Origin of the sequence: Aeromonas dhakensis, assembly GCF_002285935.1 — a bacterium.
Taxonomy (GTDB): Bacteria; Pseudomonadota; Gammaproteobacteria; order Enterobacterales; family Aeromonadaceae; genus Aeromonas; species Aeromonas dhakensis.
In genome coordinates, this window is the sequence record NZ_CP023141.1 from 2,948,244 (window position 1) to 2,968,285 (window position 20,042).

The 20,042-nt window shown below is 62.7% G+C and carries 14 protein-coding genes and 1 pseudogene; 9 read left to right on the top strand and 6 right to left on the bottom strand.

The genetic code is table 11. From position 1 onward, the window contains the following. Positions 1-392: 392 nt before the first annotated feature. Positions 393-1,220, bottom strand: a complete 828-nt coding sequence (locus CK627_RS13830) for a bifunctional transcriptional activator/DNA repair enzyme AdaA (RefSeq protein WP_095592639.1) — start codon at positions 1,218-1,220, stop codon at positions 393-395. Positions 1,221-1,271: 51 nt separating this feature from the next. Next, a complete protein-coding gene (locus CK627_RS13835; RefSeq protein ID WP_167385355.1) occupies positions 1,272-2,036 on the bottom strand; it encodes an SDR family oxidoreductase in 765 nt (254 codons plus the stop codon). Between the two features lie 312 nt (positions 2,037-2,348). Here CK627_RS13835 and CK627_RS13840 point away from each other — a divergent pair, with 312 nt between their 5' ends. Both CK627_RS13840 and CK627_RS13845 read left to right on the top strand, forming a co-directional pair. Then, positions 2,349-3,698 carry a leucine-rich repeat-containing protein kinase family protein gene (locus CK627_RS13840; protein WP_095592641.1) on the top strand — a complete coding sequence of 450 codons (1,350 nt, stop codon included), beginning with the start codon at positions 2,349-2,351 and terminating at the stop codon, positions 3,696-3,698. 212 nt (positions 3,699-3,910) lie between these two features. After that, positions 3,911-4,564, top strand: a complete 654-nt coding sequence (locus CK627_RS13845; protein WP_017779648.1) for a thiopurine S-methyltransferase — start codon at positions 3,911-3,913, stop codon at positions 4,562-4,564. 320 nt (positions 4,565-4,884) lie between these two features. On the opposite strand, the gene CK627_RS13850 is transcribed toward CK627_RS13845, so the two are convergent. Next, entirely contained in the window at positions 4,885-7,659 is a 2,775-nt protein-coding gene (locus CK627_RS13850; protein ID WP_095592642.1) for an insulinase family protein, read from the bottom strand. Between the two features lie 162 nt (positions 7,660-7,821). Here CK627_RS13850 and sixA point away from each other — a divergent pair, with 162 nt between their 5' ends. From sixA to CK627_RS13865, 3 genes and pseudogenes are all read left to right on the top strand, one after another. Next, positions 7,822-8,289 carry a phosphohistidine phosphatase SixA gene (gene sixA / locus CK627_RS13855; RefSeq protein WP_005301549.1) on the top strand — a complete coding sequence of 156 codons (468 nt, stop codon included), beginning with the start codon at positions 7,822-7,824 and terminating at the stop codon, positions 8,287-8,289. A gap of 133 nt (positions 8,290-8,422) precedes the next feature. Next, entirely contained in the window at positions 8,423-8,629 is a 207-nt protein-coding gene (locus tag CK627_RS13860; protein WP_005301545.1) for a DUF1107 domain-containing protein, read from the top strand. Positions 8,630-8,751: 122 nt separating this feature from the next. Beyond that, positions 8,752-9,513: pseudogene (locus CK627_RS13865) on the top strand (DMT family transporter); the annotation flags it as partial. 47 nt (positions 9,514-9,560) lie between these two features. Here the strand turns inward: CK627_RS13865 and CK627_RS13870 are convergent. Further along, positions 9,561-11,177, bottom strand: a complete 1,617-nt coding sequence (locus CK627_RS13870) for a peptide ABC transporter substrate-binding protein (protein ID WP_017781391.1) — start codon at positions 11,175-11,177, stop codon at positions 9,561-9,563. Positions 11,178-11,561: 384 nt separating this feature from the next. Between CK627_RS13870 and fbp the strand changes: the two genes are divergently transcribed. Next, a complete protein-coding gene (gene fbp, locus CK627_RS13875; RefSeq protein ID WP_094697256.1) occupies positions 11,562-12,596 on the top strand; it encodes a class 1 fructose-bisphosphatase in 1,035 nt (344 codons plus the stop codon). 87 nt (positions 12,597-12,683) lie between these two features. On the opposite strand, the gene mfd is transcribed toward fbp, so the two are convergent. Next, positions 12,684-16,148 carry a transcription-repair coupling factor gene (mfd, locus tag CK627_RS13880; RefSeq protein WP_095592643.1) on the bottom strand — a complete coding sequence of 1,155 codons (3,465 nt, stop codon included), beginning with the start codon at positions 16,146-16,148 and terminating at the stop codon, positions 12,684-12,686. Between the two features lie 9 nt (positions 16,149-16,157). Further along, entirely contained in the window at positions 16,158-16,733 is a 576-nt protein-coding gene (locus CK627_RS13885; RefSeq protein WP_095592644.1) for a PilZ domain-containing protein, read from the bottom strand. A gap of 76 nt (positions 16,734-16,809) precedes the next feature. On the opposite strand from CK627_RS13885, the gene CK627_RS13890 reads away from it, so the two are divergent. From CK627_RS13890 to lolE, 3 genes are read left to right on the top strand one after another with little or no spacing between them, the layout of a single operon-like run. Then, positions 16,810-18,045 carry a lipoprotein-releasing ABC transporter permease subunit gene (locus CK627_RS13890; protein ID WP_005301533.1) on the top strand — a complete coding sequence of 412 codons (1,236 nt, stop codon included), beginning with the start codon at positions 16,810-16,812 and terminating at the stop codon, positions 18,043-18,045. Between the two features lie 40 nt (positions 18,046-18,085). Further along, positions 18,086-18,784: a lipoprotein-releasing ABC transporter ATP-binding protein LolD gene (gene lolD, locus CK627_RS13895; protein WP_005301532.1), complete on the top strand. Its 699-nt coding sequence runs from the start codon at positions 18,086-18,088 to the stop codon at positions 18,782-18,784. Further along, a complete protein-coding gene (gene lolE, locus CK627_RS13900) occupies positions 18,784-20,025 on the top strand; it encodes a lipoprotein-releasing ABC transporter permease subunit LolE (RefSeq protein ID WP_005301531.1) in 1,242 nt (413 codons plus the stop codon). Before lolD ends, lolE begins: the two co-directional genes overlap by 1 nt. The last annotated feature ends 17 nt before the right edge of the window (positions 20,026-20,042 follow it).

Genomic DNA, 20,042 nt, shown 5'->3' on the forward strand with positions numbered 1-20,042 from the left:
TGTTCGCTGCCAATTCGCATTTCCTTCGTTCTCATTGCTGACCTCCTTGAAAATATTGTGGGGTGTCATCTCCACACTAATCCGTCCTTTAGTGCCGTAGTGCAATGAAATTGCACCGCTAACTTTGGGCCTCATACCTTGCACAAAAGCCGCTTTGAAAACGGTGCAATGCGCTGCGCTTATTGCACCCTACGTCTCTTTGTCAATCCGCTGAGGTGATGTGGTTAAGCGCTGAGCCTTGCCAAAGCAACAAAAGGGCGATCTGCGCCCCGACTCTTCTAATGCCCCCGCTTTATATCACTGCCTGCTCGTCCGGCACGGCCTGATTGTCTGCTGACTCACAACCAACACTCCTGTTTCTCCCCCATCAGGGCGAACAGAAAAGGCCAGGTTCACTCATACCTCGCCGCTTCCCAGGCGTGTATTGCCTGTTTGCGGGTCTCGCCCCAGTGATAGCCGCCGAGTTTGCCGTTTTGCTGGATGACCCGGTGGCAGGGGATCATCAAGGCGACGGGGTTGGCGCCCACCGCCAGCCCCACGGCGCGGGCGGCCTTGGGGTTGCCGACGGCGCTCGCCACCTGGGCGTAGCTCACCACCTTGGCGGGCGGGATCTGCAATAGCGCCCGCCAGACGCTGATCTGGAAGTTGGTGCCGCTCACGTGTAAGGAGATGGGGCGATCCGGCGCCTTGCTGCCATCGAACATGGTGTGGATGACCCCTTGGGTACGTGATGGTGCCTCCCTCAGTTTTGCCTCTGGCCAGCTCCGGGCGAGAGCAGCCAGCGGCGCCTGTGGGGCCTGGTCATCGAGAAATGAGAAGTTGCACACCCCCCGCGGGGTCAGGGCGACGAACGCCTGGCCGAAGGGGGTGTCGTGCACCCCGTGATCGATGACCAGACCGGCCCCGCGCTGCTTGTACTCGCCCGGCGTCACCGCTTCGAGCTGCACGAAGTGATCATAGAGCCGCGAGCCGCTGCTAAGGCCCAGGGTATCGGCCACCTCCAGCAGCGGGCGCGACTCCTGCAACAGCGCCTTGGCCCGCTCCAGGGTCAGCACCTGCAGATAGCGTTTGGGCGTCACCCCGGCCCAGCGGCTGAATAGCCGCTGGAAGTGAAAGGGGCTTAAGTGCACGTGCGCCGCTATCTCGTCCAGAGTGGGTTGGCGCGCCACCTGGCTTGCGATAAAACGGATGGCATCGGCGATGCGGGCGTAATCAGACATAAGGCGCTCTCACGATAAGTTGGCAGCCGCAGTATCCTGGGTGCGACAAGGTCATGTGCGACAAATAGATACCCCACCATCGGCCAGCAGGGCAATGCCGGTGGTAAAGCTGGATGCATCGGACGCGAGATAAAGGGCCGAGCGGGCGATCTCCTCCGGTTGGGCCAGCCGTTTGAGGGCATGCATATTCTGCACAAAGGCGAGGCTTTCCGGGGTATCGGTAAAGGCCCGTCCCATGGGGGTGTCGGTGCCCCCCGGCAGCAGGGCGTTGACCCGCACCCCTTGTGCCCCATATTCGGCAGCCAGCACTTGGGTCAGGCCGATGAGGCCGGCCTTGCTCGCGGCATAGGCCGCCATGCCGGGCAACCCCAGGGTATGGCCGACGAAGGTGGAGGTAAAGATAAGCGAACCGCCCCCGCGTGCCTGCATGGCGGGGATCTGGTACTTGGCCCCCACAAAGGCGCTGGTGAGGTTGGTATCCAGGGTCTCCTGCCACTGCGCCAGTCCAAGCGCCGGCACGCGGCCCGGTGTCCCCGTGGTGCCGGCGTTGTTGAAGGCGATATCGAGTCCGCCGAAACGGGTCAGCGCGAGATCCACCAGGGCGCGGGCGTAAGTCTCGCTTCTCACATCCCCCACCAGGCTCACCGCCTGGCCCCCCTCGTGGCGGATCTCCTCCACCAGCAGATCCAGCTCGGGTTGGCGGCGGGCGCCGACGACCACGCTGGCCCCTTCCCGGGCAAACAGGATGGCGCTGGCGCGGCCGATGCCGGAGCTGGCGCCGGTGATGATGGCGACCTTGTTGGACAGTGATGACATGGCAGTTCCCTCGCAGGTGTGTTGTGCGGGCGCACGGGGTTGGCAGTGGGTTGGAACCTCAATGGGTTTAACTCCACGCTGGTTTAGCCCCACTATGGCAACCGGCCCTCGCAGACACGACCCGAATCTTGCTCTCTTTGCCCCCCTATCACGGCACCGTGCGCCGGTGCGGACCCTTGCGGCAACAAAACAGGGGATCTTCGGCCGTCATTCTCTATAATGCCCCCTCATTTTTTGACTGCCGGTTTGACTGCGGGTCCATACCGACAGCGCCGTTGGCCGCGAGTCGGCCACCCCGATAGAGACGATGTCATGCATACCCTGGAACAGTTGCGCGCAGGTAAACTCTGCGGCGCCCGCTACCTTAAACTCGCCGAAAACCTGACGGTGTTCCCGCCCGAGATCCTGGCTCTCAAAGAGACGCTGGAGGTGCTGGATCTCACCGGCAACCAGTTGAGTCGGCTGCCTGACGAGCTGGCCGGGTTCAGCAAGCTGCGCATCATTTTCTGCTCCGAGAACCGCTTTACCGAGCTGCCCGAGGTGCTGGGGCGCTGCCCGGCACTCACTATGGTGGGCTTCAAAGCCAACAAGATCGCCACGGTTCCCGCCGCGTCGCTGCCGGCGGGGCTGCGCTGGCTGATCCTGACCGACAACGCCATCGAGCAGTTGCCCGATGAGCTGGGTCAGTGCGGCGCCCTGCAAAAGCTGATGCTCTCCGGCAATCGCCTGCGCGAGCTGCCGGCAACCCTGGCCAACTGCCAGCGTCTGGAGCTGGTGCGCATCGCCGCCAACCGGCTCGAGGCGCTCCCGGATTGGCTGGTGAAACTGCCGCGCCTCGCCTGGCTGGCGTATGCGGGCAACCCCTTCAGCGACAAGCAGGAACAGCGGCTGGGCCAGTGCGCCTCGGTGGCCGATATCCCGTGGGCTGCACTGACGGTGGGCGAGCGGCTGGGGCAGGGGGCATCCGGCGTTAGCCATCGCGCAGAGCTGGCTACGCCGGCGGGGCCGCGGGCGGTGGCGGTCAAATGCTTCAAGGGGGCCGTGACCAGCGATGGGCTGCCCCGCTGCGAGCTGGCGGTGTCGCTGGCGGCTGGCCGTCATCCCCATCTGGTCGGGGTCGAGGGGCGGGTGGGGGATCACCCCTCCGGCATTCCGGCGTTGGTGATGGCGCTGATAGACCCAGATTTTATCAACCTGGCGGGACCGCCGAGCCTGGACTCCTGTACTCGCGACATCTACCCGGCCGATGCTCGCTTTACCCTGGCTGCGCTGCTGGCCATGGTGCAGGGGGTGGCGAGCGCCGCACTGCATCTGCACGGGCGCGGCATCCTGCACGGCGATCTCTACGCCCACAACATGCTGCACTCCTCACAAGGGGAAGGCAGGCTGCTGCTCGGGGATTTCGGTGCCGCCTCCTGTTATGAGCGAACCGACGGCGAGCTGGCCGGCTTGCTGGAGCGACTGGAAGTGAGGGCCTTCGGCTGCCTGCTGGAAGAGCTGCTGGCCCGCTGTGCCCCCTGTGATGACAGGCTGGATGCCCTGCATGCGCTGGTGGATGACTGTCTTGCCGAGGCGGTGGCGGCGCGCCCCGACTTTGCCGAGATTGCGGCAAGGCTTGCTGCGGTGGCGCCGGTCATCTGCGCCGAGCCGGCTTTGCTCTGATCCGACTCGCCCTACCGTCGCTGTAGCAAGCGCAAAGCAGGCGAGCAAGAGCAGGAGTGGATGACAAAAAGATGTCAAAAGGGGGCCTTGGGGCCCTTTTTTGTTTTGTTCCGCTTTTTTGGGCAAAAGTTACGGCTGCCGCCTTGTTGGTGCTTGCGTGTGCCGGGCTAAGTTGTGATATTGATGCATCTTTACATGACAGGGGTTACTGGATGGAAGCGGCATTTTGGCATCAGCGTTGGGAAGAGAACCGGATCGGCTTTCATCAGGCGGATTTCAATCGCTGGCTGCAATCCTGGTGGTCGGCCCAGCAGCAGGGCGAGCCCGTGCTGGTGCCCCTGTGCGGCAAGTCCCGCGACATGCTCTGGCTGAGCGGGCAGGGCCATCCGGTCGACGGGTTCGAGCTCTCGTCCGTCGCCATCAACAGCTTTTTCAGCGAGAACAAACTGAGTGAAACGGTGAGTGCCGAGGGCCCCTATCAGTGCCATCAGCACGACAGCCTGCGCATCTATGAGGGGGATTTTTTCGCTGCCCCCGAACTTGGCCGCCGCTATCGGCTGGCCTACGACAGGGCCGCTCTCATTGCGCTGCCGACCGCCATGCGCCGTCAATATGCCGAGCTGATGAGCCGGCTTATCGAGGCGGGCGGTCAGATCCTGCTGGTGACTCTGGAGTATCAGCCGGAGCAGCAGCGTCAGCCGCCGTTCTCGGTGGGGGAGATGGAGGTGCGCACCCTGTTCGAGCGCCACTTCCAGGTGGAGGTGCTGGGGCGAGCGGCGGAGCTCGATCACCCCAGGGTGCTGTCGGGCCAGCTCTCCTACTTCGACGAGGTGGCCTACCGGCTGGTGCGCCGTCCACAGGCCTGACCAAAAGCCTGACCAAAAGCGTGACCCGAGGCCATAAAACTGGCCATAAAGCTGCAGCTGGTTGACTCTTTATTACCTCCTTTGACATAGATCAACGTGACAAGGGAGGGGAGTGCCTAAGATGAGCCTGTTTCTCAATCACTGTTGTCATCGGCAGGCGCGCTCTGGTTTGGGACTGCCCGCCGACCATCAACTCAGTGTCTGATTTTCACGCTCATGTTCACTTTTGGCGGCTCTGGTCGCAATTGATTATGGTTTTTCCAGCCGACCCCACGGGGTCGGCTTTTTATTGGCTGCAAGAGAGGGTACAGGAGGCCTGATCAGGCCTCGAAGGTGGCGGCATTGAGCCGGAACGCGCGCGGGTCGTCGATAAACTGGCCGGTGATGCGCTCGTCGTGCTCGTGGCCCTGACCATAGCTGCAGAGGATCAGCCGATCCGACGTTCTCGATCTCAGCTGGGTGATAAAGCGCACCAGATCGGCACGGCTCAGGTTGCCCACCTCCTCGCACACCCTTTCGCGCTGATCAAAGCCCAGATCCTTGTTGCCGATGCTGACCCAGAGCCGTTGGCCGCGGCTGCGCAGGTTGGCATCCCGCTCGCTCAGCTGGGCCTGCAGGCCCGCCTTGCTGTCCTGCCACTGACGGGCGGTGAGCTCGAGCATGGCCAGCGGAAACAGGTCGATGAACTCCTCCACCGCATCCAGCAGGATCTGCGGCCCGGCCACCGGCGACTGAATGTAGAAGATGAGGCCGGGATGGCGATTGAGGGGCAGGTTGCCGGCCCCCACTACGTAACCGAGCTGCTGACGGGTGCGCAGCTCGTGAAAGAAGGTGGAGGACATGATGTGGTTGGCCAGGGTGAAGCAGGCCAGATCCCGTGCCCGGGTGGTGCGCGACTGGTAGTAGACCAGCAGGGCCGAGTCTTCATGCTCACAGCCCTGTTCGCGAATGAGGGTGCCCCTGTCCTGAATGGAGATGAGCGGGCGGCGGGTCTCGGCACTGGGCTGGCTGTTGACGCCGAGGTGGCGCTCCAGCAGGGCGGCAAGCTCGAGGGCCTCGGCGGCGGTCCAGTCGCCGTGTACCAGGGTCTCTACGTGTACCTCGGCAAAGAGGCTCGCCACGAAGGCGGGCATCTCGCCCAGCTCGACGCTGCGCAGGTGGCGCAGCAACTGCTCGAACGGCGGGTTGTTGGGCTGCAGCAGGCTGGTGAGCTGGTTGAACAGCTGGGAGATGGGGCGCGCCTTGGACTGGTTGTCCCAGTTGCGGATGAGCTGCTCCTTGATTTCGGCAAATCGGGCCGGATCCGGGTAACCGAGGGTGCGGTTGCCGAGGATCATGTCGAGCAGCAGCGGCTGCTTGTCGGCAAAGCCGCTCAGGTTGATGGTAAAGCCGCCCTGGTGGGCATAGATCTGATAGCCGAGCCCCGCCAGCTCCGCCGGGTAGGTGAGGGCGTTGAGGTGGTCGGTGAGCAGCTCCACCGCGAGGCGTGCCATGGCGATGTGGCGCGGGCTCTTGACCGCATGCTCGCTGTCGATGGAGATGTAGAGGTTGCCCTTGGGCACGCTGAACTGATGCTCATGCAGGTGCCAGAGCCGAAAGCCGGGCCGATCGATGAGGCAGGCGGGCATGTCGGCGGCAAGCTCGGGCGTGCGCACGTCGAGCCGGTTGCTGATAAAGGGGTTGGGCAGCGGCAGGGCCAGCGCGGGATCCGGTTCGCTCTGCTGCCAGCGGATCTTCTCCGCCTCGGTGATGATGGAGACGCTGTAAGGGGTCTGATACCAGCGGGCCAGCCGGTCCGTGCCGAGCTCCGGCGCCGTGACGGTCATGCGCAGGTTGTGGGGGGTGAGCTTGGCGAGCAGGCGGCGAATGAGCGGCTCGTCGTATGCGCGCATCATGTAGTCGCCGTAGAGCAGGTCGTCGGGAGCGTAGCTGAACAGGTTCAACACCAGCCCGGAGACGGTGTCGAGTGCCCGGCCCCGCTCCTGGAAGCGGAAGGCTGATTCGAGCACGGTGCGCTTCTCGTCATAGCGCCAGGCTTCCACTCCGCCGCGCTCGATGAGCTTCAAGTAACCGAACAGGGCAGTCACTATCTCGTTGACGTGTTCGAGCCCGAGCGGGGTTAGCCCGAAGTTGACGCCAAAATCCTTGAAGTTGGCGCCGCTGATGCCACCGCCGGCGGAGAGCTGGTTGACCCAACCCTTCGCTTTCAGCAGAGAGAGCAGGCTGCCGTCTCCTTCGTAGCCGATGAGGTGGCTCAGGAAGGTGAGGGGCTTCTTGTCGTAATACTCATCCACGTTGGGCAACGGGAAGGTGAGCGCGAGCTTGCGGGTCTCCTTGACCGGGTTGATCTGGATGCGAATGCCCAGGTCATCGAGCCGGTAGAGGGGCATGTCTAGGGTCGGCGTTCCCAGATTGCGATTCAAAATGGGAGCGAAAAAGCGATCGCACCAACCCAGCTGGGTCTCGATGGTGGCTGGCGAGATCATCACCAGCGCCATGCGATCCGCGCTGTAGTGGGTTTCGTAAAACCGGATAAGGTCGGAGCGCAGATCCCGGCCGGGCAGATCGGCCAGGGTATCCAGGTTGCCCACCGAGAATTTGGCGAAGGGGTGGGCGGGATTGACCGTCTCCTTGTGCACCTGGTAGCTGCGGCGCACGTCGTCCTGCAGCTTGAGGCGGTATTCGGAGTCGACCGCGTTGCGCTCCTTGTCCACCCACTCGGGATCGAAGGTGGGGCAGATGAAGAACTGGGAGAAGCGATCCAGCCCTGCCTCGAAGAAGCCGTTGTCAATTTCGAAGAAGAAGTTGGTGAACTCGGTGCCGGTCCAGGCGTTGTTGCTGCCGCCATGACGGCTCATAAATTGCTGGTATTCACCAGGTTTGGGATAGGTGAAGGTGCCAAGGAACAGCATATGCTCAAGGAAATGAGCCATCCCCTGCCGGTCCGCCGGATCGTCGAAATGGCCGGTGTTGACGGCCAGGGAGGCGGCGGACTTGTCGGTGTCGGGATCGCAGATCAACAAGACCCTGAGCCGGTTCGCCAGCTCCAGATAGTGGTATTGCCGATGGTCGTTGGGACTGGCATATGGGCTCATTGGCGCGTGACTCTTGTTGGATTTATTTGAATTTAAACATGATTATCGACCCCGCTACCCGGTGAGGCAAACCCTTTTCTGAGAGGTAGCGCAATTGTTTCCCCCGGCATGGCGGGGTAAGATCCCCCCGCTATCAAAACAGGCCCGTTGGGCGAGGTTGTAATGAAAATCTACATCATGCGTCATGGCCAGGCTGGCATGAATGCGAAAACAGATGAACAGCGTCCACTGACCGAGCAGGGAATCGAAGAGTCCATCCACATGGCCCGCTGGCTGGCCCCCCAGCTTGGCGGCAAGCTGGATCGGGTGATCCACAGCAACTACCTGCGCGCCAGACAAACCTGGCAGAGCATATGCAGTGAATTACCCAAGGCAGGGGCCGTCGAAGAGAGCGGTGACATCACCCCTTACGGTGATCCGGCCTTTGTGGCAAGTTACCTCACTGCGCTTGCGGCCAAGCACGACAGCATCCTGATGGTGAGCCACCTGCCGCTGGTGGGATACCTGGTGCAGAGCCTCTGTCCGGCGGCCGGTGCCCCCATGTTTGCCACCTCGGGCCTGGCCTGTATCGAGTGGCAGGATGGCAAGGGGGTCTTGCTCTGGCTGGAAGGACCACATACAATACGCTAAAAGTTAATAAAAAGTTATAGATTGGTTTTTTGGGGAAGAGAGTTGCGATTTTTCCGGATTTTTATACAGATTTGACGGAATTATTTCGCAGAAGCTGCTGTCATACGGATACAACTGCAAGAGGTTGCAAACGATGAGAGTATTCAAGAAGTACCTGCCACTGATGGTGGCAAAACATGTCAAAACCTTCTTCAAGGGGCGGATTTACATCCACGGCAGAGGACGCTTCGACTTCCAGTCCGGCTTGCTGATGATGCCCACGTCGGCGGATATTCCCCACCGCCAGACCGTGGTCGAGGTCAACGCGTTGATCTCGAGACTGCACATGGATGCGGCGTGATAGCTTCGTCACCTCGCTGATCCGTATCATGCCCGCCACCGTGCGGGCATGATTGTTTTTGGGGCCATTCCGGCCTCTTTGGCGCTGTTCGGTTCCCCTTTTTGTCAGGCAATCCACCCCGGACGGCCTGGCGCGAGCGAGCCAAACTGCGGGCTGGTTTCTATCAGCTGGCGGCGCTGGCCCTGCTTGGCATGGTGCTCAACCAGACCTTCGGCTACTACGCGGCGCAGACCCTGGGGGCGACCGAAATTGGCCTGATGATGGGGCTCACCCCCTTGATGACTGTGCTGCTCAGCATCTGGCTGCTGCGGGAGCGTCCCACCTGGGGGGCGCTGCTAGGCGGCGTCATCTCCATCCTGGGGCTGGCCATTTTGCTGGGGCAGGGGGATCCCGCCCGCCTCTTTACCCAGGGCATCCGCATCGGCTCCGTCTACATGCTGCTGTCGGCGGGCACCTATGCGCTCTACAGCGTGCTGCTCAAGAAGTGGGATCTGGGGCTCGACAACTGGTCCATGCTCTACGGCCAGGTGCTGTGCAGTCTGCTGTTCCTCACCCCGTTTTATCTGCTGGTGGATGGACACTGGCCGGACGGGCGGGCGCTCTGGCTGATCCTCTATGCGGGGATCCCGACCTCAGCCCTGTCCCCCTGGCTCTGGATGCAGGGCATTGCTCTGCTCGGGGCAAGCCGCACCGCCATCTTCATGAACCTGTTGCCGGTGATGACAGCGGGCCTGGCCATCAGCTGGCTCGGCGAGAGATTGACCAGCTATCACCTGATCGGCGGTGGCATGACCCTGTTTGGGGTCTTGCTGGCCCAGCTGCTGGTGCAACCTGTGGTGCTGCGCCGGCGCAGGGTGGCGCTGGCCACCTGCCGGGAGGATTGAAAAAAAGACCGCCGAATGGCGGTCTTTTTTATGCGGGATAGCTAGCCTCACTGCGCGGTGAGGTAGAGGTCCTTCGAGTAGACCAGATCCTGCGGATTCTGGTAGGGGTAGCCCTTGATGTTGGGCTTGAGCAGGCGGGACTTGACGTAGAAGTAGACAGGCGCGATGGGGGCGTCGGCCTCGATCACCGCTTCCGCCTGTTGATAGAGGCGGTTGCGCTCGGCGCCATCCTGCGAGTCGTGGGCCTTGCTCAGCAGGGCGTCGTACTCCTTGTTGAACCACTTGCCGCTGTTGGCGCTGCTGCTGGAGGTCAGGATATCGAGGAAGGTGGACGCGTCGTTGTAGTCCCCGTTCCAGGAGTAGCGGCTGACCCCGAAATCCCCTTCGTTGAGGGCCGAGACCATGGTTTTCCACTCCATGTTGTTGAGCTTGGCCTGGACACCCAGGTTGTGCTTCCACATGGAGGAGATGGCCAGCGCTATCTTCTTGTGCCCCTCGTTGGTGTTGTAGAGGATGTCCACCGTCAGCGGCTTGTCCGGGCCGTAGCCCGCCTCGCCGAGCAACGCCTTGGCCTGCTTGATCCGCTCCTCCTTGCTCATCAGCTCGCTGGCCGGTCGCTTGAGCTCGAAGCCGTCGACGATGGGTGGCGTCAGGCTGAAGGCAGAGATCTGACCCTGTCCCAGGATCTTCTCGGTGATGGTGTCCCTGTCGATGGCAAGCGACAGCGCCTTGCGCACCTTGGGGTCATCGAACGGTTTGCGCTGGGTGTTGAACACGTAGTAGTAGGTGGCCAGGGTTGGCACGCTCACCAGCTCCTGCGGGCTCTGCTGCTTGAGCTGCTTGTACTGCTCGAGCGGGTAGCTGGTGTAGTGCAGCTCGCCGGCGCGGTAGCGGTTGTAGGCGGCGGTGTCGGAGACTATCTCCAGATAGAACACCTTGTTCAGCACCGTATTCTTGTTGTCCCAGTAATGGGGGTTGCGCTCGGCGATGAGGCGTTCGTTGGGGGTCCACTCCTTGAGCACGAAGGCCCCGTTGGAGACGATGTTGCCAGGCTTGACCCACTCATGACCGAACTTCTCGATGGTCGCCTTCGGCGCCGGGAAGGTGGTGTAGTGGGAGAGGGTCTTCAGGAAGAAGGGGACCGGGTTTTTCAGGGTGATCTGCAGGGTATGCTCATCGAGCGCCTTGATGCCCAGCGTATCCGGGCTCTGCTTGCCCTGGATGACCTCGGCGGCATTGGTGACACCGGTCAGCTCGATGAACCAGGCGTAGTTGGAGGCGTTCTTGGGATCCGCCGCCCGCTGCCAGCCATAGACGTAATCGGCCGCCGTCACCGGCTCGCCGTTGGACCACTTGGCATCGGGTCTGAGCTTGAAGGTGTAGACGGTGCCGGTGGGATCGAGCTGGTAACCCAGGGCGCCGGCAGGCTGCAGCTTGCCGTCCCCGTCCAGGGTGTAGAGCCCCTCGAACAGATCGTTGACGATTTCGCTGCCCGCGCTCTCTTCCACCATCTGGGGATCGATGGAGGCGGGTTCGGTACCTATGTTGCGGATGAAGGTTTGCTGTTCTGCGGGTAACAGCTTGGTACCGGCCGGTACCTGGGCCGCCAGGACGGGGAGTGCGAACAGAGCGGCCACCGTACCGGCAATGAGAGTCCTTTTCATTGAATATCCTTATGTTTTTTTGCTTCCAAAGCCTGGCCAGTGTGCGGGATTGATGGCGAGATCTCAAGAGGCAGGCCGGTCTCCTTTGGCATGCGCCCCAGATAGGGGGCAGAGCGGGGATCTTGGCGCCCTCATGGCAACATCTTAGTGATTTTTTGCCACGAATTAACATTCGAAAAGTTACCGATTGAAACCGGTTTATGGCGAGCGTCGGGCAGAAAAAATGGCGGGAATGTGCATTTATCAAGCGGCTTAATTCGCTGCAAAAACAAAAAACAGACGTTACATTAGGTTACAAAACAACGCTGCCGAGGATCGGCACTTTTTTTGCTGATGCTTGCAAACGTTTTCAATGCCAACGGAAACGATCTTAAAGGAACCATAATGCGAAACATGATCACCATGGGCGAGTTCATCGTCAAAAAGCAGGCGGATTATCCCACTGCGACCGGCGAGCTGACCTCTCTGCTCAGCTCCATTCGCCTGGCTGCCAAGGTGGTGAACCGGGAGATCAACAAGGCGGGGCTGGCGGACATCATCGGCTCCATGGGTGCTGAAAACGTGCAGGGCGAGGTGCAGCAGAAGCTGGACGTCTACGCCAACGAGCGCTTCAAGGCGGCGCTGGAAGCCCGTGGCGAAGTGTGCGGCATGGCCTCCGAAGAGGAAGAGGATTTCGTCTCCTTCGATTCCGAGCTCTCCCGTCACTCCAAGTACGTGGTGCTGATTGATCCCCTCGACGGCTCCTCCAACATCGACGTCAACGTCTCCGTCGGGACCATCTTCTCCATCTATCGCCGGGTCAGCAAGCCGGGTGCCGGCGTCACCCTGGAAGACTTCCTGCAGCCGGGCAACCGCCAGGTCGCCGCCGGTTACGTGGTCTATGGCTCCTCCACCATGCTGGTCTACACCACCGGTTTTGGCGTCAACGGCTTTACCTATGACCCCTCCATCGGCTGCTTCTGCCTCTCCCACGAGAACATCCGCATTCCGGAAGAGGGCAAGATCTACTCCATCAACGAGGGCAACTACATCAAGTTCCCGGACGGGGTGAAGAAGTACCTCAAATATTGCCAGGAGCGGGACGAGGCGACCCACCGTCCTTACACCTCCCGCTACATCGGCTCTCTGGTCTCCGATTTTCATCGCAACCTGCTCAAGGGTGGCATTTACATCTATCCGTCCGGCACCAACTCGCCGAACGGCAAGCTGCGTCTGCTCTATGAGTGCAACCCCATGGCGTTCCTGGTGGAGCAGGCGGGTGGCAGAGCCTCCGACGGCTTCAATCGCATCATGGATATCCAGCCCACCGCGCTGCACCAGCGCACCCCTTACTTCGTCGGATCTACCAAGATGGTGGAGCGGGCCGAGGCCTTCATGCGCGAATTTTCCTCCCATGAAAACCCGGCCGAGCAGTCTTGACGGTCAGCATCACGGGATAATAAAACGGGAGCCATATTGGCTCCCGTTTTATTTGGGTAAGCGGCTAGCCGCTCAAGGAATGCCACCTCAGGGACTGGCGTGGCTGGCGAGATCCGCCAGCAGACCGTCCACCAGTTTGAGGCGCATGGCCCGATCCTGGGTCGGCACCTGGAAGCGCAGCCGGGTCGGCCCGTCCATCTTGTAGATGCGCGGCTGCTCGGAGAGCAGCTTAACCAGATAGGCCGGGTTGACGCGGGTCTCCTGGGTAAAGTCCAGATAGCCGCCGCGCTCGCTCATCTCCACCCGGCGAATGCCCAGCGCCGTGGCGCGCTGGCGGAAGGCGGCCAGCTCCATCAAGGTCTTGGTTGGTTCCGGCAGCAGGCCGAAGCGGTCGATGAGCTCCACTTTGAGTTCGCGCAGCTCCTGCTCGTCCGCCGCACTGGCGATCCGCTTGTACATGGAGAGCCGCATGTTGACGTCCGGGATGTAGTCGTCCGGGAGCAAGGCGGGCAGGCGCAGCTCCACCTCGGTGTGCTGACTCATGAGTTGTTCGAGCGACGGCTCCTTGCCATGTTTGAGCGCCTCCACCGCCTGCTCCAGCATCTCCATGTAGAGGGTGAAGCCCACCGATTCGATCTGGCCGCTCTGATCGTCGCCCAGCAGCTCGCCGGCGCCGCGGATCTCCAGATCGTGGGTGGCCAGCGCAAAGCCGGCGCCGAGATCTTCCAGCGACGCGATGGCCTCCAGTCGCTTGGCCGCATCCTTGGTCATCAGCTTGGGATGGGGGGTGAGCAGGTAGGCATAGGCCTGGTGGTGGGAGCGGCCGACCCGGCCCCGCAGCTGGTGCAACTGAGCCAGGCCCAGATGATCCGCCCGGTCCATGATGATGGTGTTGGCACTTGGCACGTCGATGCCGGTCTCGATGATGGTGGTGCAGACCAGCAGGTTGAAGCGCTGGTGGTAGAAATCCGACATCACCCGCTCGAGCTCGCGCTCACGCATCTGGCCGTGGGCGATGCCGATGCGCGCCTCCGGCACCAGCTCGGCAAGATCCGCCGCGCACTTCTCGATGCTCTCCACGTCGTTGTGCAGGTAGTAGACCTGACCGCCACGCTTCAATTCCCGCAGCACCGCCTCGCGCACCACCGCCGGCTCATGCTGGCGCACGAAGGTCTTGATGGCCAGGCGCTTGGCGGGCGGGGTGGCGATGATGGAGAGATCCCGCATGCCCGACATCGCCATGTTGAGGGTACGCGGAATGGGGGTGGCGGTAAGGGTGAGGATATCCACGTCGGCGCGCAGCGCCTTGATCTTCTCCTTCTGGCGCACCCCGAAGCGATGCTCCTCGTCGACGATGAGCAGGCCGAGATCCTTGAAGGTGAGCTCGGCGCCCAGCAGCTTGTGGGTGCCGATGATGATGTCCACCTTGCCCTCGGCCATCTCCTTCATCACGGCGCTCTGCTCCTTGGCGGAGCGGAAGCGGCTCAGCACCTCGACCCGCACCGGCCAGTTGGCGAAGCGATCGCGGAAGTTGTCATAGTGCTGCTGGGCGAGCAGGGTGGTGGGCACCAGCACGGCCACCTGCTTGCCGCCGTGCACGGCCACAAAGGCCGCCCGCATCGCCACCTCGGTCTTGCCAAAGCCCACGTCGCCGCACACCAGCCGATCCATGCTCTTGGCCTGGCACATATCGCCAAGCACCGCATTGATGGCATTGAGCTGATCCTCGGTCTCCTCGAACGGGAAGCCGGCGGCAAACTGGCGATAGGCCTCGCGGTCGTGCTTGAAGGCAAAGCCGGCGCGGGCCGCGCGGTGGGCGTAGACATCGAGCAGCTCGGCCGCCACGTCGCGCACCTTCTCGGCCGCCTTGCGCCGCGCCTTGACCCAGGCCTCGCCGCCGAGCTTGTGGCTGGGCGGGTTGTCGGATCCTGTATAGCGGCTGATGAGGTGCAGGCTGGTGACCGGCACGAACAGCTTGTCGCCACCGGCGTATTCGAGGGTCAGAAACTCGGTGGGCAGGCCGCCGGCGTCGATGGTTTCCAGCCCCAGATAGCGGCCGACCCCGTGATCCAGATGCACCACCGGCTGACCCTGGGTCAGCTCGCCCAGGTTTCGGATCACCGCATCCGAGCTTAAGTTCTTGCTCTTCTCCCGTTGCCGTTTGCTGCGGATCTTGCCGCCCAGCAGTTCGGTCTCGGTGATGAGCGCCAGCTCCTCTTGCCCCGGCTCTCGCAGCAAGAAACCGCGTTCGAGCGGTGCCACCAGCAGGCCGTGGCGGGCCTTGCTGGTGATGAAGGCATCGAGCGAGGCGAACTCCTTGGGTTGCAGCGCGATGCGCGCCAGCAGATCCCCCAGCACCTCGCGCCGACCTTCGGACTCCACCGCAAACAGGGTGCGGCCGGCAAAGCCTTGCAGGAACTGGCTGAGGGCCAGCAGCGGCTGCTCCTTGCTGTGATCGAGCTGAAGATCCGGCAGCGCCGAGAGAGGGAGGTCGTGCTGGCCCGCATCGCCGGCGGTGGGGGCCTCCTGCAGCCGTACGGCCGCGTACTGACCCAGGGCGGCAAACAGCTGCTCCACCGGCAGGTAGATCTGCTGGGGCGGCAGCAGGGGACGGGTATTGTCCCAGCGCCTGTCTTCATAGCGCTGGCCGATGTCGTTCCAGAAGCGCTGGGCGGCGGGGTAGATCTCCCCCACGGTCAGCAGCAGGGTGTTGTCCGGCAGGTGATCAAACAGGCTGGCGGTCTGCTGGAAGAAGAGCGGCAGATAGTACTCGATACCTGCCGGCCAGCGTCCCTTGCTCACCTCCTGATAGATGGAGCCCTCGGCGCGGGAGATCTCGAACTGTTCGCGATACTGGCCGCGAAACAGCTCGATAGCGGCTTCATCGGTGGGAAACTCCCGGGCCGGCAACAGGCTGACGCTCTTGACCGGCTCGCTGGAGCGTTGGGTCTCGGGGTCGAACGGGCGGATGGAGTCCACCTCGTCGTCGAAAAAATCGATGCGATAGGGGCTGCTGCTGCCCATGGGGAAGAGATCGAGCAGGGAGCCGCGGGCGGCAAATTCGCCGTGCTCCAGCACCTGTTCTACCGCCACGTAACCTGCCTCGGCCAGGCGACCGCGCAGCTGCTGCAGGTTGAGGCGCTGGCCGCTCTTCACCATCAGGCTGTATTTGTCGAGATAGACCCGGGGCGCCGTGCGCAACATCAGGGTGGAGATGGGCACGATCAGCACGCCGCTGCTCATCTGCGGCAGCTTGTAGAGGGTCTCGAGCCGCTGGGAGATGATGTCCTGATGGGGGGAGAAGGTGTCGTAGGGCAGGGTCTCCCAATCCGGGAACAGCAGCACCGGGCAGCCCTTGTCGGCCAAGAGGTACTGCAGTTCCTGTTCGAGGCGCAGGGCACTCGGGGTATCGGCGGTCACCAGCAGGACGGGGCGCTGAGCCTCCTCGGTGAGGCGAGCGGCTATCAGCGAGAGGCTGCTGCCTGTCAGCTGGCCGAGCGTTGACTTTTGGCCCGCCTTGGCGGGCAAGGCGGGGAGCTTCATTGGCATCATTCGATTCTTTTAACGTTGACGGTCTTGCGCACGAAGTTTGAGTTGTTTGGACTGGATATGCAGGCTGGCGCGTACCAGCAGTTCGCGGTCATCCTCGCGGATCCGCACATAGTCGAGCACCACCTGGGTGCCGTGCTCGCTCGGTTCCTGATGCTTGACCTGGCCGTAGCAGTAGATGGCGGAGGCCTCTTCGCGCAGGAAGATCTTGAGCTGCACTATCTGGTGCAGGTGCGGTGCCTCGCCGTGGCCCTGGCGCGGGTGCAGATAGGTGAGCTGGCCGGCGCCAAAGCGCAGGGTGTGGAAGCGGTGCTCCGGGTGATCCTGCACCGACAGCACATAGCCCATGATCATGTCGATCTTGCGCGACTGCTGGTTGATGATCTCCACCAGATCGTGCATCGACTCACTCTGGTTGCGGAGCAGGCGACTGGTCACCATGTCGATGGAGCTGATGGAGGAGGCGATGCGAAAGGGTTCGGGCAGCTCGGCTTCCAGTGCCTCCAGCGAGGGCAGGTGAAAATCGCCGGGCATGGGGATCACATTGACCGGCGTGGCATGGGTGACACTGAAGAACTGTTCCTGCATGGAGGCTATCCCTTGTTGTCATAGACGGTTTCCCTTTATTATCCGGTATCTTATTTTGTTGGCAACGTAGATATCCTTGAAGACTGGACTTTTTCAGCCACTGTCGCTGGCCATCGGCCTGCGTTACGCAGGCTCGCGACGCAGCAATCGCTTCGTGTCATTTATCTCCCTGTTTTCCACTTTCGGCATTGCCATCGGGGTCGCGGCCCTGATGGTGGTCATCTCGGTGATGAACGGTTTTGAAGGGCAGCTCAAGGGGCGCATCCTCGGGGTGATCCCCCATGTGGTGGTGACCAGCCCGGCGGGGCGCATCGACGCCGCGCCGCAGGGGCTGCCGGACTTGGCCAGGTTGCCCCACGTGATCGCCCATGCCCCCATGCTCGACAGCGAAGGCATGTTGCAAAGCCCCGGTCAGCTCACTGGTGTGAGCGTGCAGGGGATCGATCCCGCCCAGTGGCCCAAGGATGACATCCTGCACGCCCAGATGCAGATGGGGCGTCTGGACAGCCTGCAAGCCGGCGAATACCACATAGTGCTGGGGCAGGGGGTGGCCAATCGTCTCAAGGTCTCCATGGGCGACCAGGTCCGTCTGATCCTGACCGAAGGCACCCGTTTCACCCCGTTTGGCCGGGTGCCGGCCCAGCGCCTCTTCACCGTCTCCGGCATCTTCGGGGTCGGCGCCGACGTGGACAGCCAGGTCGCCCTGATTGCGCTGGGGGATGCCCAGCGTCTGCTGCGTCTGCCTGCGGACAAGGTAGGCGGCATCCGCCTCTGGCTGGATGATCCCTTCGCCGCCGACGAGGTGGTGAAGACGGCGCTGCCTGACGGGCTGGAGTGGCAGGACTGGCGCCGCGAGCGCGGCGAGCTGTTCCAGGCGGTGGCCATGGAGAAGCGGATGATGGGGTTGATGCTGGTGCTGATCATCGCGGTCGCCACCTTCAACATCCTCTCCGCCCTGGTGATGGTGGTGACCGACAAGGAAGGGGAGGTGGCCATCCTGCGAACCATGGGCATGAGCGAGTCTGGCATCGTCAAGATCTTCATGGTGCTGGGGGCCTCCAGCGGCGTCATCGGCGCCCTGTTCGGGGGGCTGGCGGGGCTGGCACTCTCCATGGGGCTCAACCCCCTGCTCAATGCGGTGGGGCTCAACCTCTACATGACAGCCGGCGGCTCGGGCCTGCCGGTCATCGTCGAACCCGCCCAGGTCGTGACCATTTTGCTGGGCGCCGTGCTGCTCAGCTTCAGCGCCACCCTCTACCCGGCGGCCCGCGCGGCCCGGGTCAAACCGGCGGAGGCGCTGCGCTATGAATAATTCATCTTCTGTTGTTACTGGTGCAAGTGGAGCCCCCTTTATGAATCAATCCGTCTCCTGCGAGCCGCTGTTGCGCTGTCAGGCCCTCAACCATGTCTACAAAGAGGGCGATCTGGAGACCCAGGTACTCAAGGGTATCGATCTTAGCGTGGCGCCCGGCGAAATGCTGGCGGTGGTGGGTAGCTCGGGCTCCGGCAAGACCACCCTGCTGCACCTGATGGGGGCGCTCGACAACCCTTCCAGCGGCGCCGTGCTGTTCAAGGGGCAGGATATCCACCGCTGGGACAGCCGCACCCAGGCGAAGTTTCGCAACCAGGAGCTGGGGTTTGTCTACCAGTTCCACCACCTGCTCTCCGAATTCAGTGCGCTGGAAAATGCTGCCATGCCGCTGCTGATCGCCGGCGAGTCGGTGGCCAGCGCCACCGAGAAGGCGAGCAAGATGCTGGGGCGGGTAGGGCTCTCCCATCGTCTCAACCACAGACCGTCCGAGCTCTCCGGTGGTGAGCGCCAGCGGGTGGCCATCGCCCGCGCCCTGGTCAACGAACCCAGCCTGGTGCTGGCGGACGAGCCCACCGGCAACCTGGATCACGCCAGCGCCACCGCCGTCTATGAGCTGCTCTGCGAACTCAACCGTGAGCTCGGCACCGCGTTCGTGGTGGTGACCCACGACTTGAGCCTGGCGGCCAAGCTCCATCGCCGGGTGACCCTGGTGAGCGGCGTGATGGCGGAGGTCGCCTGATGTTCAAACCGCTGCCCCTGTTTCTGGGCCTGCGTTACAGCCGCTCCCGCCGTCGCAACGGCTTCATCGCCTTTATCTCCGCCTCCTCCCTCATCGGCATCGCCCTCGGGGTGATGGCGCTGATCCTGGGGCTTTCCGCCATGAACGGCTTTGAGCGGGAGCTCAAAAACCGGGTGCTCTCCGTGGTGCCCCACGGCGAGCTGATGGGGATGGAGGCGCCGCTCCCCAACTGGCCCAAACTGCGGGATTACCTGCTGGCCCAGCCCGGGGTGGAGGCTGCCGCCCCGGTGATCCGGCTCGACGGCCTGCTGGAGCACGGCAGCGCCCTCAAGGGGCTGCAGGTGCGCGCCGTGCTGCCAGAGCTCGAGGCCAATCTCTCCGATGCAGGCAACTACATGACGGGGCGTGGCCTGCGCGAACTGCAAGCCGGCGAGCACGGTCTCATCCTCGGCAAGACCATCGCCGACAAGCTGGGGGTCAAGATAGGGGACACGGTCACCCTGCTGCTGCCTCAGGGGGGCGATGCCACCGGCATCAAGAACCCGAAGCGGGAGACCCTCAAGGTGGTGGGGCTGCTCGAGATCGGCGGCCAGCTCGATGGGGTGCTCGGCTTCATGCATCTGGCCGATGCCCAGGCGATCACCGGCATGGGTAGCGCGGTAGAGGGCTTCAGTCTCAAGGTGAACGACGTGCTCAAGGCGCAGTCCATTACGGTGGCGGCCGCCCAGAAGTTTCCGCACTACGTCTACATCAGCAGCTGGATGAGCCGCCAGGGCTATCTCTATCAGGACATCCAGATGGTGCGCACCGTGATGTACGTGGTGATGCTGATGGTGGTGGCGGTGGCCTGTTTCAACATCGTCTCCACCCTGGTGATGGCGGTGAACGAGAAGCGCAGCGAGATCGCCATCTTGAAGACCATGGGGGCGAGCCCGGGCCAGATCCGGCTCACCTTCGTCATTCAGGGGATGGTGAACGGGGTGGCGGGCGCCCTGCTTGGCGCCCTGCTCGGTGGCCTGCTCTCCAGCAAGCTGACCCAGATCCTGAGCGCCATCGAAGGGGTGATCGGCCACCGTTTCCTCAATCCGGACATCTACTTCATCGACTTTCTGCCGACCGAGCTGCACATGCAGGACTTGCTCATCGTGACCGGCGCAGCCATCCTGATGAGCCTGGTGGCGACCCTTTACCCCGCCTGGCGGGCGAGCGGGCTGGTGCCGTCCCGCGAGCTGGGGCACTGATACGCGGCATCTTGTCT